This is a genomic window from Bradyrhizobium jicamae (assembly GCF_001440395.1).
Taxonomy (GTDB): Bacteria; Pseudomonadota; Alphaproteobacteria; order Rhizobiales; family Xanthobacteraceae; genus Bradyrhizobium; species Bradyrhizobium jicamae.
This window is the reverse complement of sequence record NZ_LLXZ01000071.1, coordinates 84,456-104,869: the sequence shown is the minus strand read 5'-3', so window position 1 is coordinate 104,869 and position 20,414 is coordinate 84,456. Positions and strand designations below refer to the sequence as shown.

Below are 20,414 nucleotides of genomic sequence, written 5' to 3'. Positions count from 1 at the left end.
CAGATGATCGGTAACGTCATCGCTTTCGTCCGGTTTGCGCCATTTGCGATCTTTTTGTTCATTGCAATCGTTGGCGCGTTCGCTGCCCTGATCGGCGGCTTGGCGGGGTGGAGTGATGTTACCGAATTCGGCAAGTTGGCTGCCGGTGGTGGAGCGCTGGGTTTCTTTGCCTGGCTTTGCCTTCCGGCTTTAATTCGGGCGTTGTAGGCCACAAGGAAACAAAATGACTGCGTTGCTTGAAGTGAAAGACCTGAAGGTCCGCGTTGAGGAGCGTGAGATTCTCCACGGGCTGACGCTGACCGTGAACCCGGGCGAGGTGCATGCGATCATGGGGCCGAACGGCTCCGGCAAATCGACGCTCTCTCATGTCATCGCCGGCAAGCCGGGCTATGAAGTCACCGACGGCCAGATCCTGTTCAGGGGCGAAGACTTGCTGGAGATGGACCCGGACGAGCGCGCTGCCAAGGGCGTGTTCCTGGCGTTCCAGTACCCGGTCGAAATCCCCGGCGTGACCACCTGGAATTTCCTGCACACCGCATTGAACGCCCAGCGCAAAGCGCGCGGCGAGAGCCCGCTTACGTCTCCGGAGTTTCTCAAGAAGGTCCGCGCGGTCGCGAAGTCGCTCAACATTCCGCAGGACATGCTCAAGCGCGGCGTCAATGTCGGCTTCTCCGGCGGCGAAAAGAAGCGCAACGAGATCCTGCAGATGGCGCTGTTCGAGCCGGCCGTCTGCATTCTCGATGAAATGGATTCCGGCCTCGACATCGACGCGCTGCGCGTCGCCGCCGACGGCGTCAATGCGCTGCGTTCGCCGGAGCGCGCCATGGTCGTCATCACCCACTATCAGCGCCTGCTCAACTACATCGTGCCCGACTTCGTGCACGTGATGTCGAAGGGCCGGGTGGTGAAAAGCGGCGGCAAGGATCTGGCGTTGGAGCTCGAGGCTTCCGGCTACGCCCAGTTCGAAGACGCAGCCTGACGCGAAACGGATTTGTGATGAATTTGGCTTTGGCAAAGAACGAGACCGGACGCCCGCTGAGCGACAGCTTTGCCGTCGCGCGCGATCGGCTGCCGGGCACAGGCAAGGTCGCCGAGGCGCGAAGCGCCGCGTTCGACGCCTATGATCGCGTAGGCCTGCCGCACCGGCGTATCGAAGACTGGAAATACACCGATCTGCGCGCGCTGATGCGCGAGGTGCTGCCGCTGGCGCCCGCGCCGGATGCGGCCGCACTCAAGCGGGCTGCGGCCGCCGTCAAGCTGCAGGCGATCAAGGGAGCCCGCCGGCTGGTGCTGGTCGACGGCGCGTTCGCGCCGAAGCTCTCCGAACTGGACGGGTTGGAGAAGGGCCTTGCCATCCGCACCCTGCGGGAGGTGCTGGAGGGCGGCGACGCCGCGCTGCAGACCCAACTGTTCACCCCCGACAGCGCCAACCCCTTGGTCGCGCTCAACAGCGCGATGATGACCGATGGCGTGGTGATCGAGATCGCCAATGGCGTCGTGCTGAAGCAGCCGCTGCAGGTCATTCATGTCGCGACCGGCGCTACGCCGGCTGCGATGTTCACCCGCTCGCTGCTGCGTCTCGGCAAGGATGCCGGCGCAACGCTGGTTGAGAGCTACATCGCGGCTGACGGCGCGAAAGTCTATCAGGCTCACGATTCGTTGGTTGTCGCGATCGGTGACAATTCGCGGCTCGACCATGTCCGCCTGGTTGAGGACGCCCGCGAGGCCGTCAACATTTCCTCTGCCGTGCTGACGCTGGGCGCGCACGCCCACTTCAACACGTTCGGCATGACCTCGGGCGCGGCCGTCAGCCGCTACCAGGCGACCATTGCGTTTGCCGGCGAGCATTCCCGCGTCGAGACCAATGGCGTGAACCTACTGAATGGCCGCCAGCACGCCGACACCACGCTGTTCATGGATCACGCGGTGCCGCATTGCGTCAGCCGCGAGGTATTCCGCGCCGTTGCCGACGACCGCGCCCATTCGGTGTTCCAGGGCCGCATCATCGTGCGCCCGGATGCGCAGAAGACCGACGCCAAGATGATGACGCGTGCGCTTCTGCTGTCCGACGACGCCGAGGCCGACAACAAGCCGGAGCTGGAAATCTTCGCCGACGATGTCACCTGCGGCCATGGCGCCACCACCGGCGCGCTCGACGAGAGCCTGCTGTTCTATTTGCGCGCCCGCGGCCTGTCCGAAAAGGAAGCGCAGGCGCTGCTGATCCAGGCTTTCGTGGGCGAGGCCATTGAATCCATCGTCAATGACGACCTGCGCGAGCTTGCGATCGCCGCCGCGCAGCGTTGGCTGGAGGCGCGTTCATGAGTCAGCATCCAGCGGTCAAAAACGGGGCCTATGACGTCCACCGCGTGCGCGAGGATTTCCCGGCGCTGGCGATGAAGGTCTATGGCAAGCCGCTGGTCTATCTCGACAACGCCGCCTCCGCGCAGAAGCCGACCGCCGTGCTCGACCGCATGACGGAAGCCTACAAGAGCGAGTACGCCAACGTGCATCGCGGCCTGCATTATCTCGCCAATGCTGCCACCGAAGCCTATGAGGGCGGCCGCGCCAAGGTGGCGAAGTTCCTCAACGCTGCGCGCACCGAAGAGATCATCTTCACCCGCAACGCCACCGAGGCAATCAACCTCGTGGCGTCGTCCTGGGGCGAGCCCAACATCAAGGCGGGCGACGAGATCGTGATCTCCATCATGGAGCATCACTCGAATATCGTGCCCTGGCATTTCCTCAGGGAGCGCCATGGTGCCGTGATCAAATGGGCGCCGGTCGATGACGAAGGCAACTTCCTGATCGACGAGTTCGAAAAGCTCCTGACCGATCGCACCAAGATCGTCGCGATCACCCAGATGTCGAACGCGCTCGGCACGCTCGTGCCGGTCAAGGACGTGGTGAAGCTGGCGCACGCCCGCGGCATTCCGGTGCTGATCGACGGCAGCCAGGCCGCCGTGCATCTGGCGGTCGACGTGCAGGATATCGACGCTGATTTCTACGTTTTCACCGGCCACAAGCTGTACGGGCCGACCGGCATCGGCGTCCTCTATGCCAAGCACGAACACCTCGTGGCGATGCGCCCTTTCAACGGTGGCGGCGAGATGATCCGCGAAGTCGCCCGCGACTGGATCACCTACGGCGATCCCCCGCACAAATTCGAGGCCGGCACGCCGGCCATCGTGGAATCGATCGGGCTGGGCGCCGCGATCGATTACGTCACATCGATCGGCAAGGAGCGTATCGCCGCCCACGAGCACGATCTCCTGACCTATGCCCAGGAACGGCTGCGCGAAATCAATTCGCTGCGCCTGATCGGGACTGCGTGCGGCAAGGGGCCGGTGATTTCCTTCGAGATGAAGGGGGCGCACGCCCACGACGTCGCGACCGTGATCGACCGGCAGGGCATCGCGGTGCGCGCCGGCACCCATTGCGTGATGCCGCTTTTAGAGCGGTTCAATGTCACAGCCACCTGCCGGGCATCGTTCGGCATGTATAATACCCGGGAAGAAGTCGACCATCTGGCACAGGCGCTGATCAAGGCGCGGGATTTGTTCGCATGAGTGATACGGCCGAAGTGAAGTCAGCCAATATGGAAACCAATTCGGCGCTGCCGCCGGAGGAGACCGAGCGGCTGGGCACCGAGATCGTTGCCGCGCTAAAGACGGTGTTCGACCCGGAAATCCCGGCTGACATTTATGAACTCGGCCTGATCTACAAGGTCGACCTCAAGGACGACCGCGCCGTCGACGTGACGATGACGCTGACCACGCCGAACTGTCCGGCGGCCGGCGAACTGCCGACCATGGTGGAGAACGCCATCGCCAGCGTGCCCGGCGTCGGTGTCGTGAGTGTCAATCTGGTGTGGGATCCGGCCTGGACGCCGGATCGGATGTCCGACGAGGCGCGCCTCGTCCTGAATATGTGGTGAAGGGATCCGTTGCCGAAACTGTCCGGTGTCCTCGAGACTGCGCTTTACGTTGACGACCTCGATCGCGCCCGCGCGTTTTACGAGAAGGTGCTCGGGCTTGTGCCGCTGACGGCCGATTCGCGCTTTCTTGCCTATGATGTCGGTGGCCGGAGCGTGTTGCTGCTGTTTCTCCGCGGCTCGACGCCCGAGACGATCCAGCTACCCGGCGGGACCATTCCGCCGCATGACGGTAGCGGCCCGATCCACATGGCCTTTGCCATTGCGGCGACCGAGCTGCCGGTCTGGGAAAAGTCGCTTGGCGAGCACCAAGTTGCGATCGAAGGCAGGACGGATTGGCCGCGCGGCGGCAAGAGCATCTACTTCCGCGATCCGGACGACCACCTGCTGGAGCTGGCGACGCCAGGAATCTGGAGGATTTACTAGCGGATCCGCGGAGCGTTTCGACGGGTTCTGATCGAGTTCACGACGAGGGACCTTCACAGCGGGAATTTCGTTGTTATTTTAATGCCATGATAGCTCGTCGCCATGAGGCGACGCCGGAGATCGACTGCAATGGATACCACCGTCCAGTCCAAGCCGAAGCCGCGGCCCCGCCCGCAGGTCATGAAGCTGACCGAGGCTGCCGCTGCCCGGATCACGGAGCTGACCAAGCGCGCCGATTCGGAGATCGTCGGCCTGCGCGTCGGCATCAAGAACGGCGGCTGCGCCGGTCAGTCCTATACGGTGGAATACGCCCATGAGGTCCGTCCGACCGACGAAGTGGTCGAGGACAAGGGCGTGAAGATCCTGGTCGATCCCAAGGCAGTGCTGTTCCTGCTCGGCACCGAGATGGACTACAAGGCCGACAAGATGCAGGCCCAGTTCATCTTCAACAATCCGAACCAGGTCTCCGCCTGCGGCTGCGGCGAGTCGGTGCAACTGACGCCGGCGAAAATTCCAGGGTGATATTGGAAAGCTGAGGCCTTGGGAGATGCTGCGGCGACAGAGTTCGGGACTTCAGATCGGCGGAACTAGTTCCGGCCGAAGAGGCTTCTCAACATGATTTCCAGCGCGGCTTTGCGGGCGTCGGGCGGAACGGCCTGATCCGCCGGGAAGTCCACGATCGGCGTTTGCCATGGCTCGTCCTTGTTCGAATCCGAACAGTAGGATGCGTATGCCATCATCCTGATCGATTGATCGGCGGTTCGCGACCTCAAGATGAGTGCGTCGTGCGTTTTGCCTTCGACTGCAATGTTGCCGTTCATCACGACGCCGACGAATTTCGATTTCTTGTGATCCGACACGAGCCAGTTCATCGCCATGGTCTCAACGAAGGCGGCATCGTCCGTCTGCAGCACATGGGTCTTATAGCGCGTACCGTTCCACCATCCAGCCATCATGGTGGTCCCGAGCGCGGTTAGCGAAAATCCCTGCTTGGACAGGTGACTGAACGCAATCCTTAGCTGCATTCCGGCAAACTCTGCGAGTCCAGTCAGTGCCGGGTCCAAACTGGTGGCTGCGGTGTTCATTGGTCCTTTCTAGCGATCTTTCGCTCTGCACTTGTGACACTACAATCTCTGCATGTTCAGTGCATAATGGCAACTGCCGACCGATCGGGAGATGGAGCCAAGCAGCCGTTCCTTTGGTTGAGCATTGAGGATGCTTGAGAATGGATCGCGAGTTCCTGATCGACTTGTTTGCCGATTTCGGCCCCGTCACCATCCGCAAGATGTTTTCCGGCTACGGCATTTCCGCGGACGGCACCAACTTTGCGCTCTCGCTGCGCGCCGGTCTCTATTTCCGCGCGGATGACCAGACCATTCCGCAGTTCGAGGCGGAAGGATCGCAGCCGTTTCAGTATCAGACGCGGGCCAAGACGGTCACCGTGAACTCGTACTGGCAGTTGCCGGCGCGGCTGTTCGACGATTCCGAGGAGCTGGCCGAGTGGGCGAGGGCGGCATTGGCCGCGGCGCAGCGCGCGGCCGTGCGCAAGCGGCCGAAGGCGAGCAAGGCTTCAAAGGCGAGCAAGGCTGCGAAGGCGAAGCCGGCCGCGAAGCGGAAGGTTACGACGCGGGCTGCGGGCAGGCCGGCGGCAAGTCGTAAGCCGGCAACGAAACCAGCGGCGCGGACGAAGCGGACGCCTCGCAGATAGTACATCCACCCGTCATTGCGAGCGCAGCGAAGCAATCCATCTATCCCCGCGCTGAGACGTGGATTGCTTCGCTGCGCTCGCAATGACGTGGAGAGAGCCGGCTTTCGCTCTCCTTCACCGTGAGGACTGGCGCTTAGGCGACTTGGCTGCGGGTCTCGTCGGTGTATTCGGGGTCGACTTCGCAGATCACGCGGTTGCGGCCGTTGCGTTTGGCGGCGTAGAGACAGCCGTCGGCGCGTTCGATCAGTGAATCCGTGTCGTCGTCCGGCTTCAGCATGGAAACGCCGACCGAGATGGTGACGCGGCCGAGAATCTCGCCGGTGGATTTCTTTTTCAATTCCTTGGCCATCACCGCGCGGCGGATGTGGTCGGCAACCGTCAATGCCTGGCGCAGCCCGGTATTGGGCAGCACGACCGCGAATTCCTCGCCGCCGTAACGGGCGGTGATGTCCTGGCCCTTGATGGTCTGCTTCAGCGACATCGCAACCAGCCGCAGCACCTGATCGCCGGTGAGATGGCCATAGGAATCGTTGAACGACTTGAAATGGTCGATGTCGAACATCAGGAGTGACAGCGGCTCGCCGTTCGCCAGCGCCGTCCGCACTGCCATCTCGATCGAGCGGTCGAAATATTTGCGGTTGCCAAGGCCAGTCAGCGGATCGGTCAGGCTTTCGGCGCGGATCGCCTCCAGGCTGTGCTGAAGATTGCTGATCTCGGTCTTCGACAGCACCAGCCGGTTTTCCAGCGCCTTGTTGGTTTCCTGCATCTCGCGCGTCGATTTCATCAGGCCGTCGACGACCGCCTTGATCTGATCGCGGTTCTTGGCTGCCTTGAGTTTCTCGGTCGCGCCGCTCAGCCTGGAGTCGTAGCTCTGCGACATGCCGAGCGCTTCGGTGATGAGCGTCATCACGTCGTCGATCTCGCCGATCACGCGCGCGCCGACCTTGTCGATGCGATCGGACGCCTTGATGTGGGAGAGATAGGTCTCGTAGATCTGTTCGAGATCGGCTTCGCTGAGTTTGCCGTTGCGCGCCAGCGTCTCGTTGATGATCTTGTTGAGGGAAGCGTTGTATCCGGTCGCGTAGACGTACCAGATTTCATAGTTGCGCGGGACGGCGGTTTGCCGGAGGGATCTGATCTGGCCCAACGCTACTTCGGCAAACGCCATCGTGCGTTCGTGTTCGTCCAGCAGTTTGACCACTGATCCGTCCCCAATAACGAGCAGCGCCGGTTGTTGCCGGGCAGCAGCAATGACTAAATTATCGCTGGCAAGTTAACGGAGGAGGATGAACGGCCGGTAAATGCTTCCGGCCGTGCAGGAATCGACGCCGATCAGACGCGGGCGCGAACGGGCCGCAAAAGAAATGCGGGAAGGTGCGAGTGATCGGCGGGCTCCGATTCGATCTCGCGATGGGCGCGCCGCGGTTCGGGCCGTCCGATCGAAGGCACGCGCGAAGGCTGCGCAGCGGCGGGCGGCGTAAAGGCTCCGGCCTCCGGCTGCGGTCTGGCGCCGCGGCCCGTGCCCTTGGCGTGCCGCGGTTCGCGCTCGGCGCTCTTGTCGCCGCGCTTATCGGAATCCCTGGCGGCTCGCGGCTCACGTTCGCGACGCGGCTTGCGGCCGCCACGCGAGCCTTCGCGTGAACGATGTTCGCGCGGCTGATCGCTGTCCTCGGACGTCTCCGTGTGAACGGCGTAATCGCCCTCGGCGGTGGGAATGGTTTGCCCGATCAGGCGTTCGATTGCAGCGAGTGATTTGCTGTCGAGCGGGCTGACGATCGAGATTGCGGTGCCGGCACGCCCGGCGCGGCCCGTGCGGCCGATGCGGTGCACGTAGTCGTCGGCATGATGCGGCACGTCGAAATTGAAGACGTGGCTGACAGCGGGAATGTCGAGGCCGCGGGCGGCGACGTCGGACGCTACCAGGAGCGGAATCTCGCCCTTGCGGAATTGATCCAGCGCCGCGGTGCGCGCCGACTGGTCCATGTCGCCATGCAGGGCGCCGACGCTGAAGCCGTGCTTCTGCAGCGATTTGTGAACGACGGCGACTTCGCGCTTGCGGTTGCAGAAGATGATCGCGTTGTTGAGGTCCTTGGCGTCGCGCAGCAAGCGTCGAAGCAGTTCGCGCTTCTCATGCGGCTCACGGCCGCCATTGACCTTGAATTGCGACACGCCGGTCGCGGTCGTGGCCGGCCTCGAGACTTCAACTCTTTCAGGATTGTGCAGGAAGGTTTCACTGATGCGGCTGATTTCCGGCGGCATCGTCGCGGTGAAGAACAGGGTCTGGCGCGTGAACGGCACCAGCTTGCAGATGCGTTCGATGTCGGGGATGAAGCCCATGTCCAGCATGCGGTCGGCTTCGTCGATGACCAGCAGTTCGACGCCGGTGAGCAGGAGACCGCCGCGCTCGGTGTGGTCGAGCAGGCGGCCCGGGGTTGCGATCAGGACGTCGACGCCGCGGGTCAGCTTGGAGTCCTGGTCGCCGAACGAGACGCCGCCGATCAGGAGCGCGACGTTGAGTTTCTGGCCTGCGCCGTATTTATCGAAGTTCTCTTTGACCTGGGCGGCGAGTTCGCGGGTCGGTTCGAGGATCAGGGTGCGGGGCATTCGTGCCCGGGCGCGGCCCTTTTCCAGAAGTGTGAGCATGGGCAGGACGAAGGCGGCGGTCTTGCCGGTGCCGGTCTGGGCTATGCCGAGGACGTCGCGGCGGGCCAGAACGTGCGGGATTGCCTGTTCCTGGATGGGGGTGGGGGTGGTGTACCCGGTGGCCGCAACTGCGGCGAGGACCTTATCGGAAAGTCCGAGATTGGAAAAAGACATTGAGCCTCTAGTCGACACCGCCGTTCGGAATCGAGGGTAAAAAGGCTGTCGCGTTTTGCCCCGAAACGGCGCGCTTTTGAAAAGCTGGGGGCTCTGACTTACGCAGACCAGCGGCTAACCTAAGGAATCGCGTTTCGATCCAAGGCCGCTTTGAGCGCGAACATAGGGTCGAAATGGCCAAAGTCAATCTAGGAACCCCCATTGAAGCCCAAAAAGCTTAATGTTTTCGCACAAATAACGGCGAAAACCGTCATTTGGCCCTTAAACCGGGCCATCCCATTCCGATCAAGAGAAGCTGTTGAACCGTGGGCAACGGGCCACCGACTATGGCATGAAGCGGTATCGCACGGCCCAAAGGACCAAATCGTGCGGATGGGGAATTCCATGAAGGGTTGGCTTACCAGACTGCTCGCGGTGGCGGGCCTCGCAACGTGTATCGCTGCCTTCGCCGCGCCTGCGCAGGCGGAAAAGCGCGTGGCGCTGGTGGTCGGCAACAACGACTACCGGAACGTGCCGAAGCTGCAGAAGGCGGTCAACGACGCCCGCACCATGGGCGATACGCTCAAGCAGCTCGGCTTCACCGTGATGGTGGCGGAGAACCAGAACCGGCAGGCGTTCAGCCAGACGCTGCTGGCCTTCGACAAGGCGGTCAACGCCGGCGACACCGCGTTCTTCTTCTTCGCCGGCCACGGTTTTGAAATCGCGGGGCAGAATTTCCTGCTGCCGACCGACGTGCCGGCGGCAACCGAAGGGCAGGAGGAGCTGGTGCGCGACGCCTCGATCCTGGCCGACCGCATCATCGAGCGGATGCAGAACCGCAAGGTGCGCACTGCCATCCTGGTGTTCGATGCCTGCCGCAACAATCCGTTCGAGCGTCCTGGCACGCGCGCGGTGGCCGGCGGTGGCGGTCTCGCACCGATGACGCAATTGCCGGAAGGTGTGTTCTCGATCTTCTCCGCCGGGCCGCGGCAGACCGCGCTCGACCGGCTCTCCAACGACGACGCCAATCCCAATTCGGTGTTCACGCGCACCTTCGCCAAGGAGCTGACGCAGCCCGGCGCCAACCTCGTTCAGGTCGCGCAGCGCACGCGGCGCGCGGTCAGCGAACTGGCCGAGACCGTTCGTCACAAGCAGATCCCGGTCTATTTCGACCAGATGGTCGACGACGTTTTTTTGAACGGTCTTGCGAAGGTGCAGCCCGAGGCTGCAGCGCAGTCCGCCGAGCCGCTGCAGAAGCTTGCGGCGTTGCCGCCGGTGCAGCAGCTCAAGCCACAGAACGATTCCGTCAACGCGCCGATCGCGATGTTCTCGCGCCACAATGGCGGATGGACGGTTGTGTTCTCGATCGCCGATCCGACGCTCGGCATCTCCTGGCGGATCGGCGATAGCGGCAATTTCCGCGAGACCGGTTTCATGGACACGCTCGATCCGCGCACCCGCAAGCGGATGCCCAACCCGTCGGTCGAACTGCCGGCCGATGCACCGGCTGCCGTGATCCAGGTGCGTTATGTCGACACCAATGGCGAGTTGCAGGGGCCGTTCCCGATCCGGTTCGACCCTGAAGCGGCGCTGATCCGCGACCAGCGCAAGATCCTCGACATGACGGCGACGAGCTGGCTGTCGTTCCGCGACTTCAACGGGCTGCTGGTTTATTACACGCACCTGATGTCGTATCGCTGCGCGATCCGCGAGGTGCGCGTCGGCATCGACTCGGCGGTGCCGGACAAGGTTTTGAAACTGCCGCCCTGCGATCCCCGCGATCCCAGCGTCATTCCGCATGATGCGACGCCTTATCTGAAGCTTGCGCCACAGACCAGGTCGGTGTCGGTGGAGTTGACGTACCGCGACGGCAGCGTGTCGGAGATCAAGAGTTTCCGGCGGTAGAACTTTCACTTCCGTCACAGCCCGCGCACGCACGGGTATCCAGTAGTCTGGGCCATCCACGTCATTGCGAGCGAAGCGAAGCAATCCATACCTCAACGCGGCGATAGATGGATTGCTTCGCTTCGCTCGCAATGACGGTGAGATGTCGAAGCGTCCCATGTCTGTCATACCGCGCGGATGCTGCGCAAATTTCAGTTCTCGCGCGGCGGGTTTTCGATCCGTTTGTCCCCAATGTCGTGTCAACCAGGGCGTGTGGAGCAGGGCACTGCGTGGGCGCAGAGCGGGCGAGTGCAGGGAGGCCGCACAACAGCGCGATAAAAGGCCGGATGTTCACCATACCGCCGGCCGAAATGGCTCCTCTTTTGGCCATCATGTGCCTGCATCCAAATGGATTAGCTGACGCCTCGAAGAACCGACTACTTCTTGCGTCCGGAAGCGCTGCAGTTGCAGCTTCGTTTGTAATATCTGTTTTGAGTTGTGTTGCGTATGTCAGAGTTCGTCGTCACTCCAGTCGTGAGACCGGGAATTCCAGGGTTCGTCGCGGCCTGGCCGCAGTCCCGGTTCTGGTTGCTTTGCGTTGATGTTTATCCGGCACTGGCCGCAGCCGCGCTGCCATGGTCGACGAGCGCGGTCTCAATATTTACGGCGGTGTGGCTGGCCATCGTGCTGCCCACGATTCACTGGCCGGCGTTCTTCGAGTCCTTGCGTGCGCCGGCGCGGTCCTTGCCTCTGGCCTTCTTTGCACTGGCGCTTATCGGCGTGCTCTGGGCGAGCGATACCGCTGCGGTGAAATTGCTGGGGCTAAGTCCTGTCGCAAAGCTCTTGGCCATTCCGCTTCTCATCTATCACTACGAGCGCTCCGAGCGCGGGCACTGGGTGCTGATCGCTTTCCTGGCTTCCTGCGTTCTCCTCATGGGCGTGTCATGGGCGACGTATTTTGCGGACTGGAAGCCTTCGCCGAACGGCATGGCCGGTGTCCCCGTCAGAAACTACATCGACCAAAGCCACGAATTCGCGTTGTGCCTGTTTGCCGTCGCGCCGCTGCTGCTGTCATTTGCTGCGAACGGCCATCGCGCCTGGGCTATCGCGCTCGCGGCCATCATGCTGGGCTTCTATTGCGACATGCGGTTCGTCGCGACGTCGCGCACCACGCTGGTCTGCTTTCCCGTGCTGTTGGCGCTTTTTGCCTTCAAATTTCTGAATCGGCGGCACGCGATCTATCTGCTCGTATTCGCCGCGATCGTCGAGGGCGCTGTTATGCTTTCGTCACCCTATCTGCGCGACCGCGTCGAGCGCACGGTGCAGGACTCGCAGGTGACTGTGGATTCCAATACCGCAACTCCGGCGGCGACCTCGAACGGCTTGCGGCTGGCCTATTGGCGCACGTCCACCAGATCGATATCGGAGGCGCCGATTTTCGGACACGGCACCGGATCGACCAAGCAGCTGTTTGAACGCGAAGCCGAGGGCAAGACCGGTGAGTGGGGCTGGTCCATCCGCAATCCGCACAACCAGACGCTTTATGCCGCCATCCAGTGGGGGGCGCTCGGCTGCCTCGTCCTGTATGCGATGTGGTACTTTCATCTGCAACTCTTTCGAGGATCGACATTTGCGGCGTGGGTCGGGCTGGTGATCGTGGTCCAGAACTTCGTCAGTTCGCTGTTCAACTCCCATTTGTTCGACTTCCACGAAGGCTGGATCTACGTTCTCGGCGTCGGGGTCGTGGGCGGCATGGTCGCGCGCGGGCAGTCGCAATTTGCTTCAGGGCGCGGATCAGGGCTGGCCGGAACGACCCGGCCTTGAGCGATATCGACCGCCGAGGCGCCACGGCGGCGGCGACCAATTCCCCCGGGCCGGAAGATACCCTACAGTTCGCGTGACTCGACTGATGGGTGGCGCGATGAAAGTACGGTGCTGCATCGTCGGCGGCGGGCCGGCCGGCATGATGCTCGGATATCTGCTCGGACGCGCCGGCATCGAGGTCGTGGTGCTGGAGAAGCACGCCGACTTCTTCCGCGATTTTCGCGGCGACACCGTGCATCCATCCACGCTGCAGGTGATGGACGAGCTTGGGCTGATTGACGGCTTCCTGAAGTTGCCGCACCAGCGCCTGCAGAAGATGGAAGGCATGTTCGGGGGCGAGTCGGTGCGGATCGCCGATCTGAGCCGGCTCCACGTCAAATACCCCTTCATCGCTTTCATGCCGCAGTGGGACTTTCTCAACTTCCTGCGCGAGAGCGGCAAGCGTTTCGCTTCGCTCAAGGTGATGATGTCGACCGAAGCGATCGATCTGCTCCGTGACGGCAACCGTATCACGGGCGTCAAGGCGAAGACGCCAGATGGCGTGATCGATATCGAGGCGGATCTCACCATTGCCTGCGACGGTCGCCATTCGCTGCTGCGCGAGCGCGCAGGCCTCAAGGTCGAGGAAATCGGCGCGCCCATGGATGTGCTGTGGTTTCGCGCCGGCAAGCGGGAGGGCGAAAGCGAGAACCTGTTTGCGCGGGTCGAGCCCGGCAAGATGATGGTGACCTTCGACCGCGGCGACTATTGGCAGTGCGCGTTCGTCATTCCCAAGGGGCAGCATGATGCGGTGAAGGCGAGGGGATTGCCCGCGCTGCTCGACGAGGTCGCGCGGATGGCGCCGATCCTCAAACCGGGGCTAGCCGAGGTGAAGAGCTGGAACGACGTCAAGCTGTTGACCGTTGCTGTCAATCGGTTGCCGCGCTGGACGCGGCCGGGGCTGTTGTGCATCGGCGACGCGGCGCACGCGATGTCGCCGATCGGCGGCGTCGGCGTCAACCTCGCGGTGCAGGATGCGGTCGCGACCGCGAACCTGCTGGCATCGAAGCTGGTGGGCGGCTGTCCATCGGAGGATGAACTGGACGCGGTGCGCCGGCGCCGGGCCTTTCCAGTGCGGATGACGCAGCGGATGCAGGTGGTGGTGCAGAACAACATCGTCAACGCCGCGCTGAAGCCAGGGAACCAGCCGCTGAAAGTTCCGTTCGTGATGCGGCTGGTCACCGCGGTGCCCTGGCTGCAAGGTATCACGGCGCGGTTTGTGGGCCTGGGCGTGCGGCCTGAACATGTGCAGTCGCCGGTCCGAGCTTAACGGACGACGCGGGCGCGAAAAGCATTCCAGCGAGCAGAACGCAACAAAAAGCCCCGGACGATGCCGGGGCTTTGAGCTGTTGAAGGCTAGCAGGTAGCCGGATCAGTACTTGGCGACGACCGGACCGCCGAAGCGATAGCTGATACCGCCACGCACCGTGTGGAACACCGGATCATGCTCGTACGTGAAGCCGGGGAACGAGAAGATAGAGTTGTTCCGGAAGCTGCCGAAATCGGTGTAGCGATACTCCAGACGGGCCGACCAGTTCGGCGTGAAGCCGTATTCCCAGCCTGCGCCCACGGTCCAGCCGGTACGGGTGCTGGAGTGGGTTTCAAAGAGGGTGTTCGCGAAGACGTAAGTGTGGTCCATATCAGCCCAGGCCGCACCACCGGTTACGTAGAGCAGCGAGTTGTTGAAGGCTACACCGAGGCGGCCACGGATAGAGGCCTGCGCATCGATCCGGAAGTCCGTGCCGTTCAGGTTTGCCAGGCGGTAACCGCCCTTGATGTCGGCGCCTTCAATGTCGCCTTCGAGACCGAAGACGAACTGACCGAACTGCCAGTTGTAGCCAATGTGACCACCGCCAACGAAGCCATCAGTGTTGAAGCCGCGAGTGAAGCCAGTGGGCACGCCCGTTGCGGTGACGAACTCAGTGGTGCTGTTGTCACCCCAAGCGTAACCGACCTGTGCACCGATGTAGAACCCGGTCCAGTTGTAGACGGCGACGACAGGCGCGGGTGCCTTGGTGTAGGGCCGGGCAGCCAGATCGGCGGCCGAGGCGCTGGCGGTGCCGATGACCAGAGCGGCGGCGGCGATAGCGAGCTTTTTCATTATTTTCCCCAGTTCACTGACAAGTAATGTGAGTAATTGATCCTGACCCAACATATCCCAGGAGTCGCACCAAAGCTGTCACCTGCACGCCACAGTCGCAAAGCTTCGACACGTCAGAACCAAGGCATTGCCGAACGGAAGCCGACATTCGGTTGGGAAGAGGGCAAAACGCCGGAATTTCGATGATTTGACCGCCCGGACGGCGCTTGGAGGTGAGCTTCAATCGGAGCCGATTGCGCGGGACGCTTAAGGAATTCTATGAATCAATGGGCCTTACCCGTAGCATATTACCGATTATTGGCGCTGTCCGCGCGAATCGCGTTTGACGGACCATCCGGAGGGACGACTTTTTGGAACTGACCGCAGGAATTCCCCACAGTTTCATCAAAGGCGGTTGCGACTGTAGGATTCGGGTGACAGCCCATCATTGAATAGCGGCATCGACCCTGGTCGAGTGGGACCGTGTGCCCTCTGGCGTGCTTTGAATCGCTGGCACTGTCGCTGCAAGGTAACAGTCAGCGGGCAGGAACCTGGCTCGCGGTTCTGATCCTCGGCATCGACTACAAGCATACAAATTCGAGACAGCAGGCAGCACGATTGCACAGCTGCTTTTCCGCTTGCGCCGCTCCCGGGAACTTCCGGAACGTCACTGCGGATGCTGAGTCTGTCATGGGCCGTGTGAGCTTCAGGTTCAACCCGTGGCCAACCGCTTCGCGAATACCGAGATTTACGACTTGAATGAAGAAAGCTCCGGATGCCGTCTGGGGCTTTCCTTATAATTTCAGCCCATGATCGAGAAGCCGCCATCAATGGGAATCGCCGTGCCCGTGACGAAGTCGGAGGCAGGCGAGGCGAGGAACACGGCGATGCCGGCAAAGTCGCCGATCGCGCCCCAGCGCGCCGCCGGCGTTCGCGCCAGCACCCGGTCGTGCAGGCCGTCGATCTCCTGGCGGGCCCGCTTGGTGAGGTCGGTGTCGATCCAGCCCGGCAGCACGGCATTGGCCTGGATGTTGTCGGCCGCCCAGGCGCAGGCACAGGAGCGCGTGAACTGCACGATGCCGCCCTTGCTCGCGGCATAGGCCGGCGTGAAGCTGGCGCCGAAGATCGACATCATCGAGCCGATATTGATGATCTTGCCGCCGCCCGCCGCCTTCATCGCGGGATAGACCGCCTGCGAGCACAGGAAGGCGCTGGTGAGGTTGGTCTGGACCACGCTGTTCCACTCGGCAATGTCGAGCGCATGTGGCGGCTTGCGAATGTTGATGCCGGCATTGTTGACGAGGATATCGATGCGGCCGAGCTCGCTCAGGACGCGCTCGGCCATCGCGGCGACCGCTGCCTTGTCGGTGACGTCGGTCGCGACTGCAATCGCTTTGGCGCCGCCTTGCGTAAGCTCCGCGACCGCAGCCGCCGACTTGGCCTCGTTGCGGCCGACGATGGCGACCGCGGCGCCTGCCTGTGCGAGGCCGCGGGCCATGCCGAGCCCGATGCCGCCATTGCCGCCGGTGACGATGGCTACCTTGCCGGCGAGGTCGAAGAGTTTTGTTGTCATGTGCGTTGTCCAGTTTCTGTAGGATGGGTGGAGCGCAGCGATACCCATCATCAATCAGATGCAGCACGAAGTTGATGGGTATCGCTGCGCTCCACCCATCCTACGAAGCTACGAATCTAGCGATTGCCTTGCCAGATCAGGATCAGGCCGACGGCGCCGAGCAGCGCGCCATATCCGGCCCATTGCAGTTGATTGATCATGAAGCTCGATGGCGGCCAGCGAATGGCGCCGGTGCCCTGACCGATCCACAACAGGCCGATCGCAAGCGCCAGAAAGCCGATGATCGAAAGCGATCTGGCCATGGGCTTTTCTCCCTGATTGCCGCCCCGGTTGCCACGCGCCCCGGAGCTTATCGTGCGTTCTCCCGGGCCGCCGGAGGAAACCGTTGCCGCCGGCGGCCGTAGCTTCCGATCGAATAGAAGGCCGGCCGGCTCCGCAAGGTCGGACGTCGCGGCGCCGTCTCAAGGGACATCATGAACCGCCGTACCAGCATTCTTACGCTCGCGCTGGTGTTGGGCGCCATCGGCGTCTACGCGTCGTGGCCACGGAACGCGGATCTGCGCCGCTTCGAGCCAGCTGAAATCGCCCGGCTGGAGACGGCGATGTGGCGCGCCGCCTCGAACTCGACTGGTGGCAGGCGCGGCGCGAGGCTGTGAGCCCGGAGCAGTACGGCCTGACGGTCGCTCGCGTCGCCGCCATCACCTACGGCAAACGAGCCGACGAGCCGTCGCTGGTGTTGTCAGGCATCGGTCGCGCCGAGGCGATGGCCTATCGTGACAGCCGCGGGCAGGGAATGACAGATTCGGATTGGTTGGAGGTCGAGTGCCGGCTACGCCGCGCGTACCGGTCGCTGAGGGCAGCCGTTGCGGACCGCAACTCGCAAATCAAGCCGGGTAATGCACACATCCGGACGCGGGCCGGTGGCTTGCCACAGGTACAAAAAAGCCCCGGGCGAAGCCGGGGCTTTTGAGCTGCTGACTTAGCAGAGATCAGTATTTGGCCTGGACCGGAGCGCCACCCCAGTTGAAGCGATAGACCAGCGAGGTGCTGATGGTCTGCGTCCAGGGCTTGAAGGTCACAGCGGTACCGGTCGGACCGCCGCCGAAGGCAGGCGTGACCGTCCCCGGCAAGGTGACGCGGTCATAGAACGCAGAGCGATACTCTGTCTTCATGAACCAGCCGGGAGCCGAGATGCCGAAAAGATCCAGGTTGTTCTCGACGCCGCCACCAATGAACCATCCATTCCGATCGAAGGAAGGCGTGGTGTAGAATCCGGGGCCGCCGCCAGCGATGAGCGTGGTCTGGGTCGTGCCCGACCATTCTGAACCCGAGTAGCCAGCGTTGACGTAAGACAACACGTTAGGAGCAACCAGATAGCCCAATCGCACACCTGCAGCATAGCTGGTCTCAAGCTTCATGCGGCCTTCGGTCAGGAAGAGAGGATCGCTGAGAGAGCCGCGGATGTCTCCGAACTGCGCGTCACCGAAAATACCGGCCACCCATCGGCCGCCGAACTGCCAGTCATAGCCGGCGCCGACCGTTCCGAACCAGCCGCTGCCGCCATTCCGATGATCGCGGGTGAGGGCAATAGCGCCGGGGAACGTCTGCACGTTGCTATCGGCGCTCCACAGACCGCCGCCGCCACCACCGAAGATGTAGAAGCCGGTCCAGTTGTAAACGGCGGCCACAGGGACCGGAGCCTTGGCATAGGGGCGAGCTCCGAGATCAGCTGCGACGGCCGGGGCCGAGAAAGTCGCTGCCGCAGCCAGCGCGATCACCAATTTCTTCATTTTCAAATCCCTCACCTTAAGTGCCCCAGTTGACCCCGCTGGGGTGCGCGAGCGCCGATTCCCAAAATCCAGTAGCGTGACTATACGCAGTTCCGCCGAAATTGCTGTTGCGGGAGGAACACAGGTGCCCGAAATCGGCGGTTGCGAAACCGCCCAGAAAACAGGCAAAAACCGACGTTGTCCGGCCATACTGGCCGGAAACCGCCCGAAAAGAGCCCGAAATCAGCGATTCAGACGTCCAGCAGGTCGTCGCTGGCGAATTCCGCCTTGTCGGAGATGAAGGCGAACCGGGCCTCGGCCTTGGTCCCCATCAGCCGTTCGACAGAATCGGCGGTGCCTTCGCGGTCGTCGGCCAGAAGTTTTACGCGCAGCAGGGTGCGCTTGGCCGGATCCATGGTGGTTTCCTTGAGCTGCGCCGGCATCATCTCGCCGAGGCCTTTGAAGCGGCCGACCTCGACCTTGGCGTTGGCGTTGAACTCGCTCTTCAAGAGCGCGTCCTTATGTGCATCGTCACGGGCATAAACCGTCTTGCTGCCATGGGTGAGACGATAAAGCGGTGGCACCGCCAGAAAGAGGTGGCCCTCATCGATCAGGCGCGGCGTCTGGCGGTAGAAGAACGTGATCAGCAGTGACGCGATATGCGCGCCGTCGACGTCGGCGTCGGTCATGATGATGATGCGGGAATAGCGCAAATCCTCTTCGCGGTAATGCGCGAGCGTGCCGCAGCCGATCGCCTGCATCAAGTCTGAGAGCTGCGCGTTCTGCATCAGCTTGTCCTTGCCGGCGGAGGCAACGTTGAGGATTTTTCCGCGCAGGGGCAATATCGCCTGGGTCTTGCGGTCGCGCGCCTGTTTGGCGCTGCCGCCGGCCGAGTCGCCTTCGACGATGAAGAGCTCGGAGCCTTCGGTTGCCGTATTGGTGCAATCGGCGAGCTTGCCGGGCAGGCGCAGCTTCTTCACCGCGGTCTTGCGCGAGGTTTCCTTCTCGGCGCGGCGGCGCAGCCGCTCGTCGGCGCGCTCGACGACGAAATCCAGGAGCTTGTTGGCCTGCAGCGGATTGCCCGACAGCCAGTGATCGAACGGATCCTTGATCGCCTGTTCGACGATCTTCTGTGCTTCCGCCGTGGCAAGACGGTCCTTGGTCTGACCCTGGAATTCCGGCTCGCGCACGAACACGCTGAGCATCACGGCAGCGCCCACCATGACGTCTTCCGACGTCACGGGCGCAGCGCGCTTGCCCTGGCCGATGCGCTCGGCGTGGTCTTTCAGGCCGCGCAGCATCGCGCTGCGCAGGCCGGATTCGTGCGTGCCGCCATCGGGCGTCGGCACGGTGTTGCAGTACGAGGACAGGAAGCCGTCGGCGTCCGCCGTCCAGGCCACCGCCCATTCACAAGCGCCATGGGCGCCGTTGCGGCCCGACTTGCCGGAGAAGATATCCGGATGCACCAGCGTGTCGGCGTGAACAGCGGCGGCGAGATAGTCCTTCAGGCCGCCGGCGAAGTGGAATTCGTCCTCGGCGGGCACCTCTTCGATGCCCTTCAACAGTGCGGGATCGCAGCGCCAGCGGATTTTCACGCCGCCGAACAGATAGGCCTTCGAACGCGCCATCTTGAACAGGCGCTGCGGCTTGAACGCGGCCTTGGCGCCGAAAATATCGGTGTCGGGCTTGAAGCGAATCCGGGTGCCGCGGCGGTTGTTGATCTTGCCGAGATCCTGGAGTTTGCCCTTGGGATGACCGCGCTCGAACGACATCTTGTAGAGCTTCTGCTCGCGCGCCACCTCGACCTCGAGCAGCGAGGAGAGGGCGTTGACCACCGAGACGCCGACCCCGTGCAGGCCGCCCGAGGTCTCATAGACCTTGGAGTCGAATTTGCCGCCCGAGTGCAGCGTGCACATGATGACTTCGAGCGCGGACTTCTTCGGAAATTTCGGATGCGGATCGACCGGGATGCCGCGGCCGTTGTCGGTGACCGTCAGGAATCCGTCGGCGCTCAGCTCCACCTCGATGAAGGAGGCGTGCCCCGCCAGGGCTTCGTCCATGGCGTTGTCGATGACTTCGGCAAACAGATGGTGCAGCGCCTTTTCATCGGTGCCGCCGATATACATGCCGGGACGCCGGCGCACCGGCTCCAGTCCCTCCAGCACCTCGATGTCGGCCGCGGTATAGCCGGCCTCGGCGCTGGTTCCGCGCGGGGCGGCTCTGGTCGCTGTGCGGCCCTTTTCGGCGCCGAAGAGGTCGTTGGCGGATTTGGGTTTTGCAGCTGATTTCAATGGCTTGGACATGGCTCTTTAGGTGTTGCGCGCGATCTCGCGCGAGCGAATCGGTCTGTCTGACTATGCCACGGATGGGCTCAAAAGGTGACG

At 62.7% G+C, this 20,414-nt stretch carries 21 protein-coding genes; 13 read left to right on the top strand and 8 right to left on the bottom strand.

Going from position 1 to position 20,414, the window contains the following annotated elements:
- Positions 1-3 precede the first annotated feature (3 nt).
- The 7 genes from CQ12_RS11940 (at position 4) to CQ12_RS11910 (ending at position 4,879) form a co-directional block, all read left to right on the top strand.
- Complete coding sequence (locus CQ12_RS11940; RefSeq protein ID WP_057835498.1) at positions 4-207, top strand: hypothetical protein; 204 nt, start codon at positions 4-6, stop codon at positions 205-207.
- Positions 208-223: 16 nt separating this feature from the next.
- Positions 224-979 (top strand): Fe-S cluster assembly ATPase SufC, encoded by a 756-nt coding sequence (sufC, locus tag CQ12_RS11935; protein WP_057835497.1) that lies wholly within the window; start codon positions 224-226, stop codon positions 977-979.
- A gap of 17 nt (positions 980-996) precedes the next feature.
- Complete coding sequence (sufD, locus tag CQ12_RS11930; RefSeq protein WP_057835496.1) at positions 997-2,322, top strand: Fe-S cluster assembly protein SufD; 1,326 nt, start codon at positions 997-999, stop codon at positions 2,320-2,322.
- Positions 2,319-3,566: a cysteine desulfurase gene (locus CQ12_RS11925; protein WP_057835495.1), complete on the top strand. Its 1,248-nt coding sequence runs from the start codon at positions 2,319-2,321 to the stop codon at positions 3,564-3,566. The genes sufD and CQ12_RS11925 overlap by 4 nt, the downstream gene beginning before the upstream one ends.
- Positions 3,563-3,934 carry an SUF system Fe-S cluster assembly protein gene (locus tag CQ12_RS11920; RefSeq protein WP_057835494.1) on the top strand — a complete coding sequence of 124 codons (372 nt, stop codon included), beginning with the start codon at positions 3,563-3,565 and terminating at the stop codon, positions 3,932-3,934. The genes CQ12_RS11925 and CQ12_RS11920 overlap by 4 nt, the downstream gene beginning before the upstream one ends.
- A gap of 9 nt (positions 3,935-3,943) precedes the next feature.
- Positions 3,944-4,357 carry a VOC family protein gene (locus CQ12_RS11915; RefSeq protein WP_057835493.1) on the top strand — a complete coding sequence of 138 codons (414 nt, stop codon included), beginning with the start codon at positions 3,944-3,946 and terminating at the stop codon, positions 4,355-4,357.
- A gap of 129 nt (positions 4,358-4,486) precedes the next feature.
- Entirely contained in the window at positions 4,487-4,879 is a 393-nt protein-coding gene (locus tag CQ12_RS11910; protein WP_057835492.1) for a HesB/IscA family protein, read from the top strand.
- A 65-nt stretch (positions 4,880-4,944) separates the two neighbouring features.
- Here CQ12_RS11910 and CQ12_RS11905 read toward each other — a convergent pair whose 3' ends face one another.
- Positions 4,945-5,382, bottom strand: coding sequence for a hypothetical protein (locus tag CQ12_RS11905; RefSeq protein WP_057835491.1), 438 nt, complete (start codon positions 5,380-5,382; stop codon positions 4,945-4,947).
- A gap of 200 nt (positions 5,383-5,582) precedes the next feature.
- Here CQ12_RS11905 and CQ12_RS11900 point away from each other — a divergent pair, with 200 nt between their 5' ends.
- Entirely contained in the window at positions 5,583-6,065 is a 483-nt protein-coding gene (locus tag CQ12_RS11900; protein WP_057835490.1) for a TfoX/Sxy family protein, read from the top strand.
- A gap of 133 nt (positions 6,066-6,198) precedes the next feature.
- On the opposite strand, the gene CQ12_RS11895 is transcribed toward CQ12_RS11900, so the two are convergent.
- Positions 6,199-7,266: a GGDEF domain-containing protein gene (locus CQ12_RS11895; protein ID WP_057835489.1), complete on the bottom strand. Its 1,068-nt coding sequence runs from the start codon at positions 7,264-7,266 to the stop codon at positions 6,199-6,201.
- Positions 7,267-7,397: 131 nt separating this feature from the next.
- Positions 7,398-8,882, bottom strand: coding sequence for a DEAD/DEAH box helicase (locus CQ12_RS11890; protein ID WP_057835488.1), 1,485 nt, complete (start codon positions 8,880-8,882; stop codon positions 7,398-7,400).
- Positions 8,883-9,266: 384 nt separating this feature from the next.
- On the opposite strand from CQ12_RS11890, the gene CQ12_RS11885 reads away from it, so the two are divergent.
- The 3 genes from CQ12_RS11885 (at position 9,267) to CQ12_RS11875 (ending at position 13,878) form a co-directional block, all read left to right on the top strand.
- Positions 9,267-10,766: a caspase family protein gene (locus CQ12_RS11885; protein WP_057835487.1), complete on the top strand. Its 1,500-nt coding sequence runs from the start codon at positions 9,267-9,269 to the stop codon at positions 10,764-10,766.
- Between the two features lie 486 nt (positions 10,767-11,252).
- Positions 11,253-12,569, top strand: a complete 1,317-nt coding sequence (locus tag CQ12_RS11880; protein WP_063799723.1) for an O-antigen ligase family protein — start codon at positions 11,253-11,255, stop codon at positions 12,567-12,569.
- Positions 12,570-12,666: 97 nt separating this feature from the next.
- Positions 12,667-13,878, top strand: coding sequence for an FAD-dependent oxidoreductase (locus CQ12_RS11875; RefSeq protein WP_157088154.1), 1,212 nt, complete (start codon positions 12,667-12,669; stop codon positions 13,876-13,878).
- Positions 13,879-13,980: 102 nt separating this feature from the next.
- Here CQ12_RS11875 and CQ12_RS11870 read toward each other — a convergent pair whose 3' ends face one another.
- From CQ12_RS11870 to CQ12_RS11860, 3 genes are all read right to left on the bottom strand, one after another.
- Complete coding sequence (locus CQ12_RS11870) at positions 13,981-14,709, bottom strand: outer membrane protein (protein ID WP_057835485.1); 729 nt, start codon at positions 14,707-14,709, stop codon at positions 13,981-13,983.
- Positions 14,710-15,490: 781 nt separating this feature from the next.
- Positions 15,491-16,261, bottom strand: a complete 771-nt coding sequence (locus CQ12_RS11865; protein WP_057835484.1) for an SDR family NAD(P)-dependent oxidoreductase — start codon at positions 16,259-16,261, stop codon at positions 15,491-15,493.
- A 116-nt stretch (positions 16,262-16,377) separates the two neighbouring features.
- On the bottom strand, positions 16,378-16,563 hold the full coding sequence (locus CQ12_RS11860) for a hypothetical protein (RefSeq protein WP_057835483.1): 186 nt from the start codon (positions 16,561-16,563) through the stop codon (positions 16,378-16,380).
- A 171-nt stretch (positions 16,564-16,734) separates the two neighbouring features.
- Here CQ12_RS11860 and CQ12_RS44995 point away from each other — a divergent pair, with 171 nt between their 5' ends.
- The gene (locus CQ12_RS44995; RefSeq protein ID WP_057835482.1) at positions 16,735-16,917 is read left to right on the top strand and encodes a hypothetical protein; all 183 of its coding nucleotides are present in this window, start codon (positions 16,735-16,737) and stop codon (positions 16,915-16,917) included.
- Positions 16,866-17,231, top strand: a complete 366-nt coding sequence (locus CQ12_RS11850) for a hypothetical protein (protein ID WP_157088153.1) — start codon at positions 16,866-16,868, stop codon at positions 17,229-17,231. Before CQ12_RS44995 ends, CQ12_RS11850 begins: the two co-directional genes overlap by 52 nt.
- A 19-nt stretch (positions 17,232-17,250) precedes the next feature.
- Here CQ12_RS11850 and CQ12_RS11845 read toward each other — a convergent pair whose 3' ends face one another.
- Positions 17,251-18,051 (bottom strand): outer membrane protein, encoded by an 801-nt coding sequence (locus CQ12_RS11845; RefSeq protein ID WP_057835480.1) that lies wholly within the window; start codon positions 18,049-18,051, stop codon positions 17,251-17,253.
- Between the two features lie 230 nt (positions 18,052-18,281).
- Entirely contained in the window at positions 18,282-20,333 is a 2,052-nt protein-coding gene (gene parE, locus CQ12_RS11840; protein WP_057835479.1) for a DNA topoisomerase IV subunit B, read from the bottom strand.
- Positions 20,334-20,414 lie beyond the last annotated feature (81 nt).